Genomic DNA, 17967 nt, shown 5'->3' with positions numbered 1-17967 from the left:
GCAACGCGCTGAGGCGCGCGGATCATCCACGGGGTTGCCGGTGAGGCGAAGCGGCCGCGTCGGAGCGCGCAACTAGGATTGCCGGCGTGGCCAACGACTACTCCGCACGGCATCTCTCGGTCCTCGAGGGGCTCGAGGCGGTCCGCAAGCGCCCCGGCATGTACATCGGCACCACGGACTCTCGCGGGCTCATGCACTGCCTCTGGGAGATCATCGACAACTCGGTTGACGAGGCTCTGGGCGGCTTCGGCGACCGCATCGACATCCTGCTCCACCCGGACGACTCGGTCGAGGTGCGCGACTCGGGCCGCGGCATCCCCGTGGACACCGAGCCCAAGACGGGGCTCACCGGCGTCGAGGTCGTGATGACCAAGCTGCATGCCGGGGGCAAGTTCGGCGGCGGCTCGTACGCCGCGTCCGGGGGCCTGCACGGCGTCGGAGCCTCGGTGGTCAACGCACTCAGCGAGCGGATGGACGTCTGGGTGGACCGCGGCGGCAAGACCCACCACATGGCGTTCCGCCGCGGAGAGCCCGGGTACTACAAGGACGTAGCGACGGGACCGATGCCCGACGCGGTGTTCGAGCCCTTCGTGGTGGGCTCGGAGCTCGCGGTCACCGGCAAGGTGGCCAAGGCGCGCACCGGTACCCGCATCCGCTATTGGGCGGACCGACAGATCTTCAACAAGTCGGCCACATTCAGCTACGACGAGCTGGTGGCGCGCGCCCGCCAGACCGCCTTCCTGGTCCCCGGCCTCGAGCTGGTGGTCCGCGACGAGCGCAACGTGCTCGAGCCGCATGAGGAGCGGTTCCGCTACGAAGGTGGCGCCAAGGACTTCGTGGAATTCGTGGCGACCGATGCGGCGGTGACGGACACGTGGGAGCTCTCGGGTTCCGGCGCGTACACGGAGACCGTCCCCGTGCTCAAGGCCAACGGGCACCTGGTCTCCGAGGAGGTCGCGCGCGAGTGCCAGGTCGACATCGCGCTGCGATGGGGGACGGGCTATGAGACCGACACCCGCTCGTTCGTCAACATCATCGCCACGCCCAAGGGTGGGACCCACCTCGCCGGATTCGAGCAGGGACTCGTGAAGGTGCTGCGCGCGCAGATCGCCGCGAACGCGCGCAGGCTCAAGCTCACCGGCAAGGACGGAGCCGAACGGATCGAGAAGGACGACATCATGGCGGGCCTGACCGCCGTGGTGACGGTCCGCATCCCGGAGCCACAGTTCGAGGGCCAGACCAAGGAGGTGCTCGGCACGGGTCCCGTGCGCGGCATCGTCTCCAAGGTCATCGAGCAGGAGCTCGCCGCCATCCTCACCTCGACCAAGCGAGACACCAAGGCGCAGGCCAGCACCGTGCTGGAGAAGGTGGTGGCGGAGATGCGGGCCCGCGTCGCCGCGCGCAAGCAGAAGGAGATCTCGCGCCGCAAGAATGCGCTCGAGACGTCCTCCCTGCCCGCCAAGCTCGCCGACTGCCGCAGCAACGACGTCGAGCAGTCCGAGCTGTTCATCGTGGAGGGCGACAGCGCGCTCGGCACCGCCAAGCTCGCCCGCCGGTCCGACTTCCAGGCGCTGCTACCCATCCGAGGCAAGATCCTCAACGTGCAGAAGGCGTCCGTGACGGACATGCTGCACAACGCGGAGTGTGCGTCGATCATCCAGGTGGTCGGCGCCGGCTCCGGACGCACCTTCGACCTCGAGCAGGCGCGCTACGGGAAGATCATCCTGATGACGGACGCGGACGTCGACGGCGCACATATCCGAACGCTGCTGCTCACGCTGTTCTTCAGGTACATGCGCCCGCTCGTCGATGCCGGGCGCGTGTTCGCCGCGGTGCCCCCGCTCCACCGGATCGAGGTGTCGGGATCCGCGCGCCGAGAACGCGAATACGTCTACACATACTCCGAGAAGGAGCTGCAGGAGACGCTGCGGGAGTTGAAGCGCGCGGGCCGCCGCTACAAGGATGACATCCAGCGCTACAAGGGCCTGGGCGAGATGGACGCGAATCAGCTCGCGGAAACCACGATGGATACGGGCAAGCGCACGTTGCGCCGCATCACCAGCGCCGATGCCGCAGCAGCGGAGCGCATCTTCGAGCTCCTCATGGGCAACGACGTCTCGCCGCGCCGCGACTTCATCGTCGCGGGCGCGGCATCGCTCGACCACTCGCGGATCGACACGTGAGCGGACACGCCGCCCGTGCGCGCCACGACACCGCGCCGCCGTGCCCCGTGCACCCCTACGGCTACCACGAGCGGCCGCGGGTCAACGCCGCAGGTGCGCGCACCGTTCTTCGGAGCACCTCCGTGGTGGGGATCCCCGCCCGCTGCGCCCGGCTCGAGGAGGAGCTCTTGGATTCCGACCGGGAGCTCGACTTCATCGACGAGCTGTGGGTGCGAGAACGCTCGGCTCGCGGCCACGGCCTCGCCGCGCTCGGTATCGCCCTCGTCGTGGCGTGGGCGGTCCTGCTGATGGTCAACGACGCCGCCTCGTCGGTCCAGACCGGCGCGATCCTCGCGGGCGGGCTGCTGATCGTGGCGCTGGATCGGGGCGACGGCGCGCTGCAACGCGAGCGGCTGCGGCGCATCCGCGATTGGCACAAGCGCGTCGGCTCGCCTCACTAGGTCGGGGAATGGCGCTCGCGGCTCTCGCGCGGCGCGCCCTGCTTTGCGATGATGGAGGCCCCGGAGCATCCCGCGGCCCGGCCGCGACTCTGTTCGGACACGAGGGAGAGTGATGGCGGACCAGCGCGCATACGACCGGGACCCTGAGGACTCGCTCGAGCCCGTGGGGCTCATCCGACAGTCCGGCGCGATCCTGCGCGTCGGGCGGATGATGCTGTCCTCCGGCACCGCGAGCTACCGCGTCAAGGAGGCCATGCAGGCCGTGGCGCACGCGCTCGGCATCGACCGCCACTCGGCGGCGGTGACGCTCACCGAGATCACCGCGACCTCGCACCGCGGCTCGATCTTCCGCACCGAGGTCACCGAGGTTCGTCGCACCGGCGTCAACGCCGAGCGGATCGCCTTGCTGGACGCCTTCCGCCGCGACATCCCCGCTCGCACCACCGTGGATCAGGTCCACGCCGCGCTCGACCGCATCGAGCGGCGGCCCGCGCTTCATCCGCCGGTGATGAATGCGTTGTTCGCCGGCGGCGCATGTGCCGGGTTCGCGGTGCTCAACAATGCGCGAGCGCTCGAGGTGATCGCGGTGCTGCTCGCCGCCACGGCCGGCCAGTATGTGAGGCGAGCGCTGGCTCATCGAGGCTTCAATCCGTTCGGCACCACCATGCTCGCGGCGGCCCTGGCGTGCGGGGTGTACCTGGCGTCGGTCGCGACGTACCGGGCGTTCGACGTTGGCGTCGACGTCCACGCGTCGGGCTACATCGCATGCGTGCTGTTTCTGCTCCCCGGCTTCCCCCTCATCACAGGGGCCTTGGACATGGCGAAGATGGACTTCTCCGCGGGCATCTCACGCATCGTGTTCGGGAGCATGATGACCGTGGGCGCGGCGCTGTCCGTCTGGGCGATGACGCTGGTCAGCTCGCTCGACACCAGCGTGCGAGAGCCGATTCCCATGGATGTGCTGACTCACCTGGGGATCACGGCGCTGGCCAGCTTCATCGGCGTGCTGGGCTTCGCGCTGATGTTCAACTCGCCCTGGCGGATGGCCATCGCAGCGGCGGTCATCGGGATGGTCGCCAACACCGTCCGGAAGGCCATGATCGAGCAGGGGATGATGATCCAGATGGCGACGGTGATCGGGTGCGTCATCGTGGGCGTGCTCGCCGCAATCGTCGCCCGCCGGATCGGCTCGCCGGTCATCACCCTCTCGGTGCCAGCCGTGCTGGTCCAGATCCCCGGGGTGCTCGTCTTCCAATCCGTGGTGAGCCTCAACGAGGCTCGCTACGCGGACACCATCGGGGCCATCCTCGAGGTGCTCCTGGTGGTGCTGTCGATCATGGTGGGCCTGGTGGTGGCCAAACTGGTGACGGACCGCCGGTGGGCGTTCGAGAACGGCTGACAGGTCGCGACGGTCCGCGACGGAACAGGGGAGTGGAATGAGCGCAGGACTCTACCGTGACGTGGATCCGACCCTGCCCTGGATGGGCGCGAGTTCACTCGGGCCGCGTCGCCTGACCCGCGAGGCGGCCGTAGCGGTCATGGCGTGCGCCGACCCGCTCGCCCTCGCGCTGATGCTCGCCTACGCCCGCTCCTACGCTGCGGCGCTGGGAGGCGTGGTCCAGGGTTCCGCGGCCGCCGTCGCCCTAGGCCTGCTGGGGCACCGGCGCGAGGCGGCCTTCGCGGCGGCCGGCGCCGGTCTGAGCGCCCTCGTCGTGGTCGAGGCGCGCAGGCGGGCCCGCCAATGGGAGTCCGTGATCGGGGCGCGGCTCGCGAGTCTCCCGGCGGACGGCGCGTGACCCGGGTCATCGAGGCGAAGCGGCGGATCGCCGTCTTCGACGGTCACCGGCTCAGTGACCGCGCGGTGGACCGCATCGCGAGGGCGGCGGCCTCGCTGGTGCTCTTGAGCTCCGACGCCCTCTTCGACGAGACGGCGCGATTCCGCACGTTGTGCCCGGACGTCGACATCGTCGACGGCGGCCTGGTGCGCGGGGGCGTCCGTGAGGCGATCTTGCGAGCCGCGGCACAGGACTGCAAGATGCTGGCCGTCGCCACGCCGCTGCACCGGCGCCGGTTCCTGCTCGAGGCGGTCAACGGGGCGATCGACGCGGGCGAGGCAGGGCACCCGACGGTGGCCGTCATGGTGATGCGGGACAACGAGGTTCCCGGTGACGTCGCCGTGTTCTCCAACACCGGCGAGGCGTCGGGGTATGGGCTCGCGTTCGCCCTCGAGATCGCGCTGCGCAGGGGAGTCTCCGTGGCGCGGATCCTGCCCAAGAAGGGTCTGTATGTGCGGCGCGCCGCCGAGGTGGGCCATCGAGCGGACGTCGAAGCGGGTGGCTACGGCGTGAAGGTCCGCTATCGGAAGGTGGCGCGGCCGCTCGACACCGTCCTCCGGGGCGAGTTCACGCTCGCCGTGCACTCGGTCCTGGACGTCATCGGGCGTCGTTCGACCCGCGCGGAGCCGGGTGCGCCCGCCCGCATCCAGCACGATGCGAACGTCGACGCCGTCCTGTGGCTGCTGAGGTTCTTCAAGGGCGACGTGCTGCTGGTGGGCGACGCCGTGAGGCTCCGCGACGGGCGGGGGAGAGTTCCCGAGGACTCGGCCACCGAGGGCTGAGCGTCGGGGTTGCCGAGGGCGCCCCGGGGTGTCCGTCAGCCGATGCCGGCGACCGGCGCGGCGAGCGCCGTTCCCGAGCCGTCCCGGCGGCCGGGCTGGGCCGGGAGCTCGACCGGCTGGCCCGCTCCCGAGCATGCGCGCGGAGGGGTGGGCCCCGCCCAGGCCAGGAGCAGCACGTCCTCGCCCTTGAGGAAGCGGTGGGCGCGCACGCCGCCGGTGGCGCGCCCCTTGGTGGGGTACTCGGCGAGCGGAGTCCACTTCGCGGATCCCGCCGCGGTTCCCGGAAGCGCGCCGGACGGGCCGGAGACCGTGGCGATGGCCGCATCGGTCCCCGCCCGGACCACGCCGAAGAACACGACGCCCGCCCCGGCACCCAGCTTGATGCCGGCCATTCCTCCGCCCGCGCGTCCCTGCGGGCGCACCAGCGCCGCGTCGAAGTGGAGCAGGCTCGCATCGTCCGCGATGAAGATCAGGTGATCGCCGTCGGAGGCCGCGCCTGCGCCCAGCACGGCATCGCCGTCGGACAGCGAGATCGCCTCCCAGGCGTCCTTCTGCGGGATGTCATCGGCCCTCACGCGCTTGACGACGCCGTGCGCGGTCCCGATCGCGACGGGCGTGGAGCCGTCGAGCGGCACCAGGCCCACGGGCTCCTCCCCACGCTCGAGTCCCACCACCTCCGAGACCGGCGTGCCGCCGCCCAGCGAGGGCGGCTCCGAGGTGGGTGCCAACGCCGGCACGTCGAGCAGCGACAGGCGAACGATGCGGCCCTGGCTCGTCACGAGCCCCACGTCCGCGCGCGCCGAGGAGTGGACCACGCTGCGCAGCGCGTCGTGAGACGAGCGACGCCCCTCGCGCGCGGGCGGCTCGTCCGAGGACGTCCTTGCGATGAGACCCGTGGTCGAGAGCATCGCGTAGCACGGCGAGTCCTCGATCTCCATCGCCAGGGCGGGGGCCTTGCTCCCTGCCACGGGAGTGGGGGACAGGGCGCCGCCATCCGCGAGCAGGATGGTGCGGCGCGGGGTTCCGTACTGCGCCGCAACCGCGTCCATCTCGCGGCCCACCACGCCCTTGAGCACCGTCTCCGAACCGAGGATCTCCTCGAGCTCGGCGATCTCCGCGAGCAGCTGGGCCTTCTCGTTCTCGAGCTCGAGGCGCGAGAACTTGGTCAGGCGGCGAAGCCGGAGCTCGAGGATGTAGTCGGCCTGGATCTCGGACAGGTCGAAGGCGGTCATGAGGCGACCACGCGCCTCTGCCGCGTCCTCCGAGGAGCGGATGATCTGGATGACGTCGTCGATGTCGAGAATCGCCACCAGCAGGCCGTCCACCAGGTGCAGCCGGTCCCGCCGCGCCGTCAGGCGGAACTCGGAACGGCGGCGGACCACGGTGATGCGGTGCCCGACCCACACCGCGAGCAGCTCCTTGAGCCCGAGCGTCCGCGGCTCGCCGTCGACGAGGGCGACGTTGTTGATGGAGAAGCTCTCCTCGAGCGGGGTCACCTTGTAGAGCTTCTCGAGCACGGCCTCGGGGTTGAAGCCGTTCTTGATCTCGATCACCAGCCGCAGGCCGTGGTGCCGATCGGTGAGATCGGTGACCGCGGAGATGCCGTCCAGCTTCTTGGCGGAGACCCCGTCCTTGATCTTCTCGATCACCTTCTCCGGGCCCACGCCGTAGGGCAGCTCGGTGACGACGATTCCCTGGCGGCGCGCCGTCACCTTCTCGACCCGGGTGCTGGCGCGCGTGCGGAAGGCGCCCTTGCCCGTCTCATACGCCTGGCGTACACCGTCGAGGCCCACGATCTTGCCTCCGGTGGGCAGATCCGGACCGGGTACGAACCGCATGAGCTCGTCGAGGGTCGCACGCGGGTTCGCGAGCAGGTGCCGCGCGGCGGAGACCACCTCGACCAGGTTGTGCGGTGCCATGTTGGTGGCCATGCCCACCGCGATCCCCGAGGCGCCGTTGACCAGCAGATTGGGCACGGCCGCGGGCAGCACCGACGGCTGGGTCAGCTTGTTGTCGTAATTGGCGACGAAGTCGACGACGCCCTCGTCGAGGTCCGCGGTCATGGCGAGCGCGGCCGGGGCGAGCCGGGCCTCGGTGTAGCGCGAGGCCGCCGGCCCGTCGTCGAGCGAGCCGAAGTTGCCATGACCGTCCACCAGCGGCAGGCGCAGCGAGAACGACTGCGCCATACGCACCAGCGCGTCGTAGATGGCCGTGTCGCCATGGGGGTGGAGCTTGCCCATCACCTCGCCCACGACGCGGGCCGACTTCACGTAGGCGCGGTCGGGCCGCAGGCCCATGTCCTGCATCATGTAGACGATGCGGCGCTGGACGGGCTTGAGGCCGTCGCGGGCGTCCGGCAGGGCCCGGGAGTAGATGACCGAGTACGCGTACTCGAGGAACGACGCCTCCATCTCGGCGCTGACGTCGATATCGACGATCTGCGCGTCGGGTGCGTCGGTCATCTGACACCTCGTCCTTCGTCTCGTACGGCTCGCGCCCGTATTGTCTCCCGCGGGCCCCACGGCGCCCCGGTGCCACGCGGGACGGCCCCCAGGCCGCGCATCGTCCACCGGCGGTCGCCCTCACACGGCCTACGAAGGTGAGACAATAGCGGCCATGGCACACACCCTCGACCAGGCGGTGCGGTTCGCGGGGTACTACCCGGCGCTCGCGACCGCGGTGCTCCGCTCGGCGATCGGCGCCGAGACCGCCCGCGCACACTTCGTCCACGCCGAGACCACGTTCGACGACCGCGAGGTCCGCCGGCACATGACGGTGCTCGTGGTGACCGATACGCGGCTGCTGCGTGTCCACATGGACGATGGCGCCGGCCACGGGGCCGAGGGCGTTCACGAGGCCTCGGCGACAGTCGAGACCACCGCGCTGTCCGCGATCCGCAACATGGCGATGACCCACGTGGTGCACGAACCGGAGCAGTACACCGACGGCGATGCTCCCACCGAGCTGGTGCTCGCCGTGGGCGGCTCCGTGCATTCGCGCGTCGACCTCGAGCCCGCCTCGTGCGGCGACGAGAGCTGCGAGGCGGATCACGGCTACACGGGCACGCTCACGTCGGACGACGTGCTGGTGCGCGTCAGCCTGATCGCCGACGGCGAGGACTCGGTACGCGCGCTCCAGGACTTCTCCGGGGTGCTCCAGAACGCGATCGGGGCTCGCGGGTGACCTCAGCCGGACTGCTCGCCGACGCCGGGCTGTCCGTCCCCGACTACGGGGGTCTGGAACTGGGTGCCGTCCTGCCCGCGGCGTTGGCCGCCGTGGGCGTCGCACACGCGGTGGCCGGTCGCGACGCCGAGGCGGACCGGGTGCGGCTGGGCGTGCCGCGCGCCGAGCACGCCGTGGTGGTGCTGCTCGACGGATTGGGTCACCTGCAGCTCGACGCGCGCCGGGGCCACGCGCCCTTCCTGCGCTCGACCGAGTCTGAGGTCATCACCGCGGGCTTCCCCACCACCACCGCCACGTCTCTCGCGCTGTTCGGCACGGGAAGCGCCGCGGGTGCGACGGGCATGACCGGTTACACGGCTCACAACCCACGGACGGGCGCCGCCGCCAACCTCGTGTCCTGGGAGGGCGCGGACGAGCCGGAGAGCTGGCAGCGCGAGCCCTCCTTGCTGGCCGCCGCGCACGACGCCGGCGTGGCGGTCGCCTCGCTGGGCAAGCGCCGGTTCGCGGGCTCGGGGCTCACGCGCGCCGCGTTGTCCGGGGGAGAGTTCGTGGGCGCCGACCGGCTTGCGGCCCGGGTGGACGAGGCGATCATGCGTGCGCGTCGGCCGGGCCTCACGTACCTCTACTGGGGCGACATCGACGCGGCGGGGCACAAGCACGGCTGGCAGTCCGATCCCTGGGTCGCGGCGCTGGAGGACGCGGATCAGGAGCTGCGGCGCCTGCGCGTCCGGCTCCCGCGACGCGCCGTGATGGTGGTCACCGCCGACCACGGCATGGTGGACGTGACCGGAGCGCCCCGATGGGACGTCGCCGGCGAGCCCGCCCTGGCGCGTGGCGTGCGGCTCGTGGCGGGGGAGCCGCGTGCCCTTCACCTCCACGTGGACGATGCGGCGGAGGCCGCGAGCGTCGCCGCGCGGTGGCGGGACACGCTAGGCGTCCACGCCGCGGTGCTGGAGCGCGCCGAAGCGATCGCGCTGGGATTGTTCGGTCCCGTCGCGGCGCACGTCGAGGAGCGCATCGGCGACGTCGTGGTCGCGATGACGGGCCGCGCGACGGTGGTGGACTCGCGCACGCAGTCGGATCGGGCGTTGGCGCTCATCGGCGTCCATGGCTCGCTCACACCGGAGGAACTGATGGTGCCCCTGCTCGTGGCCGGGGACGCGTAGCCTCAGCCCTGGTCGTTCTTCGCGCCGAAGACGATCTCGTCCCAACTGGGAACCGAGGCCCGGCCTCGCTTGCCCCCGCGGCGCTCCGTCGACTCCTCGCTCGGGGCCCGAACGGTCGCGACCGGCCGCGTCTGCTCCGCCTTCGGGCGCGCCGCCGGGTGAGCGAATCCGGTCTCGGCCTGTCGCGCGCGGCGGGCGGGACCGAATCCTTCGAAGGCGTCGTCGTCCGCATCGTCGCCCTCGTCGGGCTCCGCGACGCTCTCGCGCGTGCCTCGCCGGAGGTCGAGGTCCTCGAGCAGCAGCTCCGTCTGCGTCTCGACGGGACGCGGCAGCACGATGGCGGACTCGGCGGTGTCGTCCGTGACCTCGGCGCCGGCCTCCTTGACCACGGGGGTGGCGTCGGTGACCGGGGCGGGCGGGCGGCTCGCCTGCAGCGGCGGCACCCTTCCCTCGAGGGCGTCGCGCACCGCGCTCAGGTGGCGGCGCGGGATGGGGACGTCCAGCAATTCGGTCTCGGAGAGCCAGCGGGCCTCCTCGTCCTCGGCCGTCACCGTGCGAGCCGTGTGGTCGAACGTCCACAGCGCCCGCACACTGCGCCCCGACACGCGATAGTCGGCCGCGACGTTCCACGGCTCGTCCTGCTCGCGCCACGCGTCCCACGTCACCGTCTCGGGATCGACGCCGCGCGCAGCCAGCCGATCCGTCACCAGCTCGCCCAGCTGGGGTGCGCTCGGGTCGCGGCCGATCCGGGTCTCACGAGCCAGGTCGGCGATGTACTGGCGCTCGGCGGCGACCGGGGCCTCGTACTTCTCGATGGTGGTCAACGACGCGCCGGTGAGCTCCGCGAGCTCCGCTCCGCTGAGCCCCGCGCGGATCCGCTGCTGGATCTCGCGCGGCGACAGGGTGGGTGCGTCGTCGTCTGCGTCCTGACCCGCATGGGCGGTCGGGACGGTGGCACGCGTGTATCGCACGGCGTGTCGGAGCTCATCGGAGAGGGGGAGCTCGAGGCGGTCACCCGACTCGGTCTCCACCATGAGGTGAAGGCCGTCCTCCGAGGGACCCACGAGGGTGAGGCGAGTCATGGACTCAGGGTGCCACGCGAGTGCCGGAGCGAGGCCGCGACACCCCGGTCCCGCGCGATTGGTCCCCCTCCTACGATGAATGCATGCCCGCACCTTCCGAGCTCCTCGATGTGGCCACCGCGCTCGCCTCCGAGGCGGGTCGCCTCATCATCGACGGGCGGCGCGCGGCGCGTGTGGCTCACACCAAGACGTCCGCCGTCGACGTGGTCACCCAGATGGACCTGGCGGCAGAGCGGTTGGTGCGCGACCGCCTGGCGCAGCTGCGGCCCGACGACGGCATCCTGGGCGAGGAGGGCGACGACGTGGTGGGCACCTCCGGAATCACGTGGGTGGTCGACCCCATCGACGGCACGGTGAACTACCTGTACGGGATTCCTCACTTCTCCGTGTCGGTCGCCGCGGTCAGCGGACCGCCCGAACCCGCGCGATGGACCATCGAGGCGGGCGCCGTGCTCGACGGCTCGGGGGTGCTGTGGACGGCGGCGCGCGGCGAGGGCGCGCGCCGGGACGGCGAATTGCTGCGCCACGAGGACGGGCCGGGGCTCGAGGGCTCCCTTGTCGCGACCGGATTCCAGTACACGGCCGAGCGGCGCGCCCGCCAGGGCCGGATCGTGGCCACGATCCTCCCGCAGGTGCGAGACATCCGTCGCCTGGGCGCCGCCTCCATCGACCTGTGCCACGTGGCCGCGGGCCTGGTCGACGCCTACTACGAGCACGGCCTGCATCCGTGGGACTTCGCCGCTGGGGCGCTCATCGCCACGGAGGCGGGGGTGCGCGTGGGCGCTCTCGACGGCGGCGCGCCCGACGGCAGGCTCCTGATCGCCGCCGTGCCCGCCACGTGGGACGCGCTGCGCGATGCCTTGGTGGAGGCGGGCGCCGGCGAGATCTGACCAGTGCGCCTCTCCACGCGCCACCGTAGGAATCGGCCCCATTCGGGCCATCCTGTGCAGGAAACCCCAGGTTGCCGGTGGAGAGATGGTCATTCGGTGTGGAGGGGTGATGGGGGTGTTGGGCGGCACGCGCGCTCAGGAGTCGCTTTCTGGCCCGGGATGGGGCACAATGCGTGCGCCGCATGGGAACAAAAGTCCCTCGTGAGGCATTAGCAAGCCACAGACTCCGTGGAAGGGACCCCAGCCGCATGGCAACGGATTACGACGCTCCGCGCAAGACCGATGACGAGATCTCGGCCGACTCGATCGAGGAGCTCAAGGCCCGTCGCGCCGACAAGTCCTCGGGCGTGGTCGACGAGGACGAGGCGGAGGCCGCCGAGGGCTTCGAGCTGCCCGGAGCCGACCTCTCCGGCGAGGAGCTCTCCGTCCGGGTCCTGCCCCCGCAGCAGGACGAGTTCACCTGCATGTCCTGCTTCCTGGTGCATCACCGCAGCCAGCTCGCCACCTTCAGGAACGACCAGCCGATCTGCTCGGAGTGCGCGGCCTGACGCATGGCTGATCTCGAGATCCTCGTCAGCACGACCTCTCCGGACGTGCCGCTGCCGAGCTACTCCCATCCGGGGGACGCGGGCGCGGACGTCACGACCCGTGTCGACGTGACCCTCGAGCCCGGCGAGCGCGCCACGGTGCCCACCGGTCTCCGGCTCGCGCTGCCCGACGGCTATGCCGCCTTCGTGCACCCGCGCTCCGGTCTCGCGTCCCGTCACGGCATCACCATCGTGAACGCGCCCGGCACCGTGGACGCCGGCTACCGCGGCGAGGTCTCCGTCACGCTCCTCAACACCGATCCGCGCGAGACGGCGCGGCTCGCCGCGGGCGACCGGATCGCGCAGCTCGTGATCCAGCGCGTCGAGCGTGCGGCCTTCGTGCCCGTCGAGGCGCTGCCCGGTTCGCATCGCGGCGAGGGCGGCTTCGGTTCGACGGGAGCGTCGTGACGGACGGGGTCACCCGGCCCATCTCCGAGGTCCAGCCGCGCGAGGTCGCTCGCGTCGCCGGCCGGGTGGTGGCGATCCAGGTCGAGCCCTCGGACGCGCCGCCGGCGTTCACCGTCAGGCTCGAGGACGCCACGGGCCGCATCGACGCAGTCTTCATGGGCCGCCGCGACGTGCCGGGCATCGGGCCCGGGGCGCGTCTCGAGCTCGAGGGGCGCGTGTGCGCCACCGACTCGGTCCCGCGCCTGTACAACCCCCGCTACCAGCTGATCACGCGCGCATGAGCGGCGCCGAGGACTCTAAGGCCGCTCGCCTCCTCGGCGGGGAGACGTTCTCCCTCCACGAGGCTGTGGGCGGATGGCGAGGCTTCGTCGAGTCCTCGCTCCCCGGCATCGTCTTCGTTGTCGCCTATTTGGGGTGGGGCGGCTTCCGCGTGCCCGTGCTCGCCTCGGCGGGCGTGATGGTGGCGATGGTCGCGGTCCGCCTGATCCAGCGGACCCCGGTGACTCAGGCCCTGTCGGGGGCGATCGGGGTCGCGATCGGCGCGATCTGGGCGTGGCGGTCGGGCGACGCCTCCGGGTACTTCACGCCCGGCCTGTGGCTCAACGGTGCCTACCTGACGGGCGTGCTGATCTCCATGGCCGTGGGCTGGCCGGTGGTGGGCATCGTCATCGGGCTGATCCGCGGCGAGGGCACCTCGTGGCGCGCCCGGCCGGCGGAGCGCCGTCGCTTCCAGCTCGCGTCCGCCGTCCTCGCGGCGATGTTCGCGCTGCGTCTCGCCGTTCAGCTGCCGTTGTACTTCGCCGGCGAGGTCGCCGCGCTCGGCACCGCGAAACTCGCCATGGGAGTGCCGCTGTTCGCGCTCACGCTGTGGGGCGTGTGGCTCCTGGCCCGTGGCGAAGCAGGTGCTCGAGAGACTCAGGCTCCGCCTCCGACGACACGATGAACAGCAGCTCGTCGTGAGCCTCGAGGGTGTCGTCCGGCGACGGGGCGATGGTGCGATCGCCGCGCACGATGCAGGCGAGCACGATGTCCACGGGCCACTGGAGCTCGCGCAGCAGCACGCCGATCACCGGTGAGCCGGGCGGGAGGGTCACCTCGACCATCGCGGCGCCCGACTGGCGGAAGGTGAACACGCGCACGAGGTCCCCGATCGCTACGGCCTCCTCGACCATGGCGGTCATGATGCGAGGCGTCGACACGGCGACATCGACGCCCCATTGAGCGTCGTACATCCATTCGTTGCGGGGGTTGTTCACCCGCGCCACGGTGCGGGGGACCCCGAACTCCGTCTTCGCGAGGAAGGACACCACCAGGTTCGCCTTGTCGTCCCCCGTGGCCGCCACCACCACGTCCATGCCCTCGACCTGGGCATCCCGTAGCGCGGAGAGCTCGCAGACGTCGGCGAGCATCCACTCCGCGTCGGCCACCTGTGCCACCCGCATCGCGGCGGGGCTGGAGTCGACGAGCAGCACCTCGTGGCCGTGCTCGAGGAGGTCGCGTGCGATGGAGCGCCCCACGGAGCCTGCGCCGGCGATCATCACCTTCACTTGGCCACCTCCGGTGCGCGCCCGATGACCCGTGTCGGGTCCGGACCGTCGCCCGTCGCCATGACGAAGTAGGCCTCGTCACCCTCCTGCACGAGCGTCTCCGCGTTCGGCAGCAACCGATCCCCGAAGCGCACCAGGTAGGCCACCCGCGCCCCCGAGTTCTGTTGGAGATCCTCGTACCGGCGGCCCACCCACCCCGAGTCAACCCGCAAGCGTCGCAGGCCGATCCCCGCGGAGGGGTCGAGGTACAGATCGTCGCTGCCTCCGGGAAGCAGTCGCGACACGATCTGCGCCGCGGTCCACGGGACGGGAGCGACCGTCGGGATGCCGAGCCTGCGATACACGTCCGCTCGGCCGGAGTCGGCGATGCGAGCCACCACGTTGTCGACGCCATAGGTTTCGCGCACCACGCGCGCGGCGAGGATGTTCGAGTTGTCGCCGTCGGACACGGCGGCGAACCCGTAGGCATCCTCCACGCCCGCGGAGACCAGCGTGTCGCGGTCGAAGCCGATGCCGGTGATGCGTTGTCCCTTGAAGGAGGCGGGCAGCCGCCGGAAGGCGTCTCCGGACTGGTCGATGATGGCCACGCTGTGGCCGCGTGCCTCGAATTCGGTGGCGAGCGCCGCGCCGGTGCGGCCACAGCCCATGATCACGATGTGCACGGAGACCCACGCTATACCCGTTGAGCCTAGGATGGTGCGACGTGCAGAGGTTTCTCGAAAGCCTGAAACTGCTGGTCTTCGGCCGTCCGATCGCGACGGAACGCGCCCAGCGCCCCGCGCTGCGGACGCGCCTCGCCCTGCCCGTGTTCGGGGCGAGCCTGCTGTCGACGGTTGCGTACGCACCCGACGCGGTGATCGACGCGCTGCGCAAGGGCGCCGTGCAGTCCACGCTGCCGTGGATGGCCCTAGGCGTGGTCGCGATCATGGTCCTGCTCGGCTTCGCCTACCGGTCCAACGTCCGCAAGCGGCCCGACGAGCGCGGCGACTACGGGATCGTGAGGGACCGGCTGGGCCCCAATGCGGGTCTGGTCACCGGCTCGGCGCTGCTGGTCGACTACATCTTCACGGTGGCCGTCTCCGTCGCCGCCATCTCCCAGTTCGTGGTGTTCGTGATCCCCGACTCGAGCGGCTGGCACACGCAGATCGCACTGCTCGCCATCGCCGTCATGACGCTCGCGAACCTCCGCGGCATCCGAGAGCGGGCGCGGCTGATGTTCGCCGTGTGGTTCGGCTTCCTGCTGATGGTGGGCATCGTCTTCGTCTTCGGCGCGACGCGCGACGATGTGGCGCCGTTGACCACCGTGCCGCCCGAGGCAGCGTGGTCCTCCGCCCTCGCGTTCGCGGGCGCGATAGCGTCGGGCGCCGTGATGCTCACGGGCATCGAGCACCTCTCGTCATCCGCTCCGTACCACGCCGAGCCGCGAGCCAAGCGCGCGGGTCGAACCCTGATCCTCGCGGTGCTGGCGGGAGCCGTGGCCTTCCTCGCCGTGTCGCTGATGGTGTGGCGCTTCCGGGTGTCCGGGTGGCAGTCCGGCCCGGTGCTGCTGCAGGCCGCGGACCGCATCTTCCACGCCCCTTGGGCCTTGTGGCTGGTCGCCGTCCCCACCGTGGCCATCCTCTACGCCGCCGCCTCCTCGGTGTTCCGGCGGTTCGCGGGGCTCTCCTCACTCTTGGCGCAGGATTCGTTCCTGCCCCGACAGCTGGCGCAGCAGAGCGACCGGATGGTGTTCCGCGGTGCGGTGCTGTGGGTCGCCGGCTTCTCGGCGATCGTGGTGGTGGTCACGGGCGCCCGCCTCGAGCAGCTGGTGCACATGTACCTCATCGGTGCGTTCGCGGCGATCGTGCTCAGCCAGCTCGCCATGATCCGGCTGATGAGCGCGCGGATCGCGCTGCAGCCGTCCGGCCGGGTGCGACTGCGCATGATGGGCACGCGCGCTCTGCACGGCGCCGCGGCGGGCGTGGCGGCCGGCGTCTGGATCATCATCGCGGTGTTCAACTTCGGCGCCGGCGCATGGTTCGCGCTGCTGCTCGTGGTCGCCCTGGTGCTGCTCATGCGCGGCATCTCGGCGCACTACGCGAACGTCAGGGAGCAGCTCGAGATCCTGCCCGACGATCCCGCCTCCGCACGCCCCAGCTCGACCCACGGCATCGTCCTGGTGGCGCAGCTGCACCGTCCGGCGCTGCGCGCCGTCGCGTATGCGAAGGCCGCTCGCCACGCATCGCTCCAGGCCGTGGCCGTGCAGATCGAGCCCCGTGCGACGGCGGAGCTCCAGCGCCAGTGGGGCGAGCTCGGGCTGAGCGTCCCGCTGGTGATCCTCGACTCCCCGTACCGCGACCTCGCAAGCCCCGTGCTGGAGCACGTGCGCTCGACGCACCTGCAGTCGCCGCGCGACATGGTGGTCGTGTACGTGCCCGAGTACATCGTGGGCCGGTGGTGGGAGCGATTCCTGCACAACAGGGCGTCGATGCGACTGCGCTCGAAACTGCTGTCCATCCCGCGCGTGGTGGTGGCGGCCGTGCCGTGGCACCTGTCCTCCGCGCTCGGCGAGGGTGAGGCCGCATCGTTCACGCGCGAGCTCGCCCAGGTCGAGGCCTTGGACGGCGACCCGGATGAGTGATCTGCTCGAGCTCGACATCGGCGCGGTCGCGCACGGCGGGCACTGCGTCGCTCGCCACGAGGGTCGCGTCATCTTCGTTCGGCACACCCTCCCCGGCGAGCGTGTGCGCGCCCGGCTCACGGACGCGGGCGACGATGCGCGGCTGTGGCGAGCGGACGCCGTCGAGATCCTCACGCCGTCGCCGGATCGGGTCGACTCCGCCTGGCCCGAGGCCGGGCCCGCCGGCGTGGGCGGGGGAGAGCTGGCACACGTCGCGCTGCCCGCGCAGCGCGAGTGGAAGCTCGCCGTGCTGCGTGAGGCGTTCGTGCGCTTCGCCGATCGGGAGTTCCCCGGCACGGTGACGGCAGCGCCGGGCGACGATGCGCGCGGCGGCTGGGGCTGGCGGACCCGCGCGGACGCGGTGGCCGACGCGGAGGGCCGGGCCGCCATGCATCTGCATCGGTCGCGCGAGGTGCGCCGGCTCGAGAGGCTGCCGCTCGCGGCGCCCGAGCTGGAGGACTCCTTGCTCTCCGGCCGATTCCCGGCCGGCAGCCGCATTCACGCCGTGGCGCCCGGAGGGGTCGCGCCGCGCATCGTGGTGGACGGAGTGCCGTGGCGGAACGGTCGCGCGGACCGGCGCGACAACGCGCCGCGCCGCGTACACGAGGAGGTGGAGACCCGCGACGGCCGATGGGGCTACCAGGTCGATGTCGAGGGCTTCTGGCAGGTTCACCTTGACGCGCCGGCCGTCCTCGTGGCCGAGGTTCTCGACCGCGTCGGCGACGCATCGTCGGTGGTGGACCTGTACTCCGGTGCCGGGCTGTTCACCATCCCGCTCGGGTCCCAGGGCCGTGCCGTCACGGCCGTCGAATCCGATGCCCGCGCCTCCCGCGACGCGCGGCGGAACGCCCACGGGATGCCCGGGGTGCGCATCGTCCACTCGGATACCCGCGCGTACCTGGCGTCCGGCGAACCCGCGCCGGGTGTGGTGGTGCTCGACCCGCCGCGATCTGGCGCCGGCGCCCGCACCGTCGACGCGCTCGCCGCTCTGGGAGTGCCGAGGGTGGTCTACGTGGCGTGCGACCCCGTGGCGCTCGCGCGCGACACTGCGCTGCTGGCCGCGCACGGGTATGTCATGAGCGACGCGCAGGCGTTCGACCTGTTCCCGATGACCCACCATGTGGAGGCCGTGGCGACGTTCGAGCGCGCCTGACGGCGGCGTTCGCTGGGGACCTGCGGTCCAGGAGGGCCGATAGGATGACCGC

General features: G+C 71.4%; 18 protein-coding genes. 14 read left to right on the top strand and 4 right to left on the bottom strand.

All coding sequences use genetic code 11. The features are described from left to right. Positions 1 to 86 precede the first annotated feature (86 nt). The 5 genes from Q0L54_RS00160 to Q0L54_RS00140 all read left to right on the top strand — a co-directional run bounded on the left by Q0L54_RS00160 (position 87) and on the right by Q0L54_RS00140 (position 5240). Positions 87 to 2183, top strand: coding sequence for a DNA topoisomerase IV subunit B (locus Q0L54_RS00160; protein ID WP_296664408.1), 2097 nt, complete (start codon positions 87 to 89; stop codon positions 2181 to 2183). After that, positions 2180 to 2623, top strand: coding sequence for a hypothetical protein (locus Q0L54_RS00155; RefSeq protein ID WP_296664406.1), 444 nt, complete (start codon positions 2180 to 2182; stop codon positions 2621 to 2623). Before Q0L54_RS00160 ends, Q0L54_RS00155 begins: the two co-directional genes overlap by 4 nt. Before the next feature lie 112 nt (positions 2624 to 2735). After that, positions 2736 to 4022, top strand: a complete 1287-nt coding sequence (locus tag Q0L54_RS00150) for a threonine/serine exporter ThrE family protein (RefSeq protein WP_296664405.1) — start codon at positions 2736 to 2738, stop codon at positions 4020 to 4022. 37 nt (positions 4023 to 4059) lie between these two features. Beyond that, positions 4060 to 4419, top strand: a complete 360-nt coding sequence (locus Q0L54_RS00145) for a hypothetical protein (protein ID WP_296664403.1) — start codon at positions 4060 to 4062, stop codon at positions 4417 to 4419. Then, a complete protein-coding gene (locus tag Q0L54_RS00140; protein ID WP_296664401.1) occupies positions 4416 to 5240 on the top strand; it encodes a hypothetical protein in 825 nt (274 codons plus the stop codon). The genes Q0L54_RS00145 and Q0L54_RS00140 overlap by 4 nt, the downstream gene beginning before the upstream one ends. 35 nt (positions 5241 to 5275) lie before the next feature. On the opposite strand, the gene Q0L54_RS00135 is transcribed toward Q0L54_RS00140, so the two are convergent. Then, positions 5276 to 7702 (bottom strand): DNA topoisomerase (ATP-hydrolyzing) subunit A, encoded by a 2427-nt coding sequence (locus Q0L54_RS00135; protein WP_296664399.1) that lies wholly within the window; start codon positions 7700 to 7702, stop codon positions 5276 to 5278. Positions 7703 to 7856: 154 nt separating this feature from the next. Between Q0L54_RS00135 and Q0L54_RS00130 the strand changes: the two genes are divergently transcribed. Continuing rightward, a complete protein-coding gene (locus Q0L54_RS00130; RefSeq protein WP_296664397.1) occupies positions 7857 to 8423 on the top strand; it encodes a DUF5998 family protein in 567 nt (188 codons plus the stop codon). After that, positions 8420 to 9589, top strand: coding sequence for an alkaline phosphatase family protein (locus Q0L54_RS00125; RefSeq protein WP_296664395.1), 1170 nt, complete (start codon positions 8420 to 8422; stop codon positions 9587 to 9589). The genes Q0L54_RS00130 and Q0L54_RS00125 overlap by 4 nt, the downstream gene beginning before the upstream one ends. Positions 9590 to 9591: 2 nt before the next feature. Here the strand turns inward: Q0L54_RS00125 and sepH are convergent, their stop codons facing one another. Next, on the bottom strand, positions 9592 to 10671 hold the full coding sequence (sepH, locus tag Q0L54_RS00120) for a septation protein SepH (protein ID WP_296664393.1): 1080 nt from the start codon (positions 10669 to 10671) through the stop codon (positions 9592 to 9594). 83 nt (positions 10672 to 10754) lie between these two features. Here sepH and Q0L54_RS00115 point away from each other — a divergent pair, with 83 nt between their 5' ends. The 5 genes from Q0L54_RS00115 to Q0L54_RS00095 all read left to right on the top strand — a co-directional run bounded on the left by Q0L54_RS00115 (position 10755) and on the right by Q0L54_RS00095 (position 13499). Next, a complete protein-coding gene (locus tag Q0L54_RS00115; protein ID WP_296664391.1) occupies positions 10755 to 11561 on the top strand; it encodes an inositol monophosphatase family protein in 807 nt (268 codons plus the stop codon). Positions 11562 to 11809: 248 nt separating this feature from the next. Next, positions 11810 to 12109, top strand: coding sequence for a DUF4193 domain-containing protein (locus Q0L54_RS00110; protein ID WP_296664390.1), 300 nt, complete (start codon positions 11810 to 11812; stop codon positions 12107 to 12109). A 3-nt stretch (positions 12110 to 12112) separates the two neighbouring features. Further along, positions 12113 to 12556, top strand: coding sequence for a dUTP diphosphatase (gene dut, locus Q0L54_RS00105; protein WP_296664388.1), 444 nt, complete (start codon positions 12113 to 12115; stop codon positions 12554 to 12556). Continuing rightward, positions 12553 to 12837, top strand: coding sequence for an OB-fold nucleic acid binding domain-containing protein (locus Q0L54_RS00100; protein ID WP_296664387.1), 285 nt, complete (start codon positions 12553 to 12555; stop codon positions 12835 to 12837). The genes dut and Q0L54_RS00100 overlap by 4 nt, the downstream gene beginning before the upstream one ends. Then, positions 12834 to 13499 (top strand): DUF3159 domain-containing protein, encoded by a 666-nt coding sequence (locus Q0L54_RS00095; protein ID WP_296664385.1) that lies wholly within the window; start codon positions 12834 to 12836, stop codon positions 13497 to 13499. The genes Q0L54_RS00100 and Q0L54_RS00095 overlap by 4 nt, the downstream gene beginning before the upstream one ends. Here Q0L54_RS00095 and Q0L54_RS00090 read toward each other — a convergent pair. Both Q0L54_RS00090 and Q0L54_RS00085 read right to left on the bottom strand, forming a co-directional pair. Continuing rightward, on the bottom strand, positions 13417 to 14103 hold the full coding sequence (locus Q0L54_RS00090) for a TrkA family potassium uptake protein (protein ID WP_296664383.1): 687 nt from the start codon (positions 14101 to 14103) through the stop codon (positions 13417 to 13419). The genes Q0L54_RS00095 and Q0L54_RS00090 overlap by 83 nt on opposite strands. Continuing rightward, positions 14100 to 14765, bottom strand: coding sequence for a TrkA family potassium uptake protein (locus Q0L54_RS00085; RefSeq protein ID WP_296664381.1), 666 nt, complete (start codon positions 14763 to 14765; stop codon positions 14100 to 14102). Before Q0L54_RS00085 ends, Q0L54_RS00090 begins: the two co-directional genes overlap by 4 nt. Before the next feature lie 41 nt (positions 14766 to 14806). On the opposite strand from Q0L54_RS00085, the gene Q0L54_RS00080 reads away from it, so the two are divergent. Together Q0L54_RS00080 and Q0L54_RS00075 are read left to right on the top strand one after the other, a co-directional pair. Further along, positions 14807 to 16723, top strand: coding sequence for an APC family permease (locus tag Q0L54_RS00080; protein WP_296664380.1), 1917 nt, complete (start codon positions 14807 to 14809; stop codon positions 16721 to 16723). Further along, positions 16716 to 17915, top strand: coding sequence for a class I SAM-dependent RNA methyltransferase (locus Q0L54_RS00075; RefSeq protein WP_296664378.1), 1200 nt, complete (start codon positions 16716 to 16718; stop codon positions 17913 to 17915). The genes Q0L54_RS00080 and Q0L54_RS00075 overlap by 8 nt, the downstream gene beginning before the upstream one ends. Positions 17916 to 17967 lie beyond the last annotated feature (52 nt).

Origin of the sequence: Demequina sp. (genome assembly GCF_024642165.1) — a bacterium.
Lineage (GTDB): Bacteria > Actinomycetota > Actinomycetes > Actinomycetales > Demequinaceae > Demequina.
The sequence above is the reverse complement of the archived record's forward strand: the minus strand, read 5'-3'. Positions and strand labels throughout refer to the sequence as shown.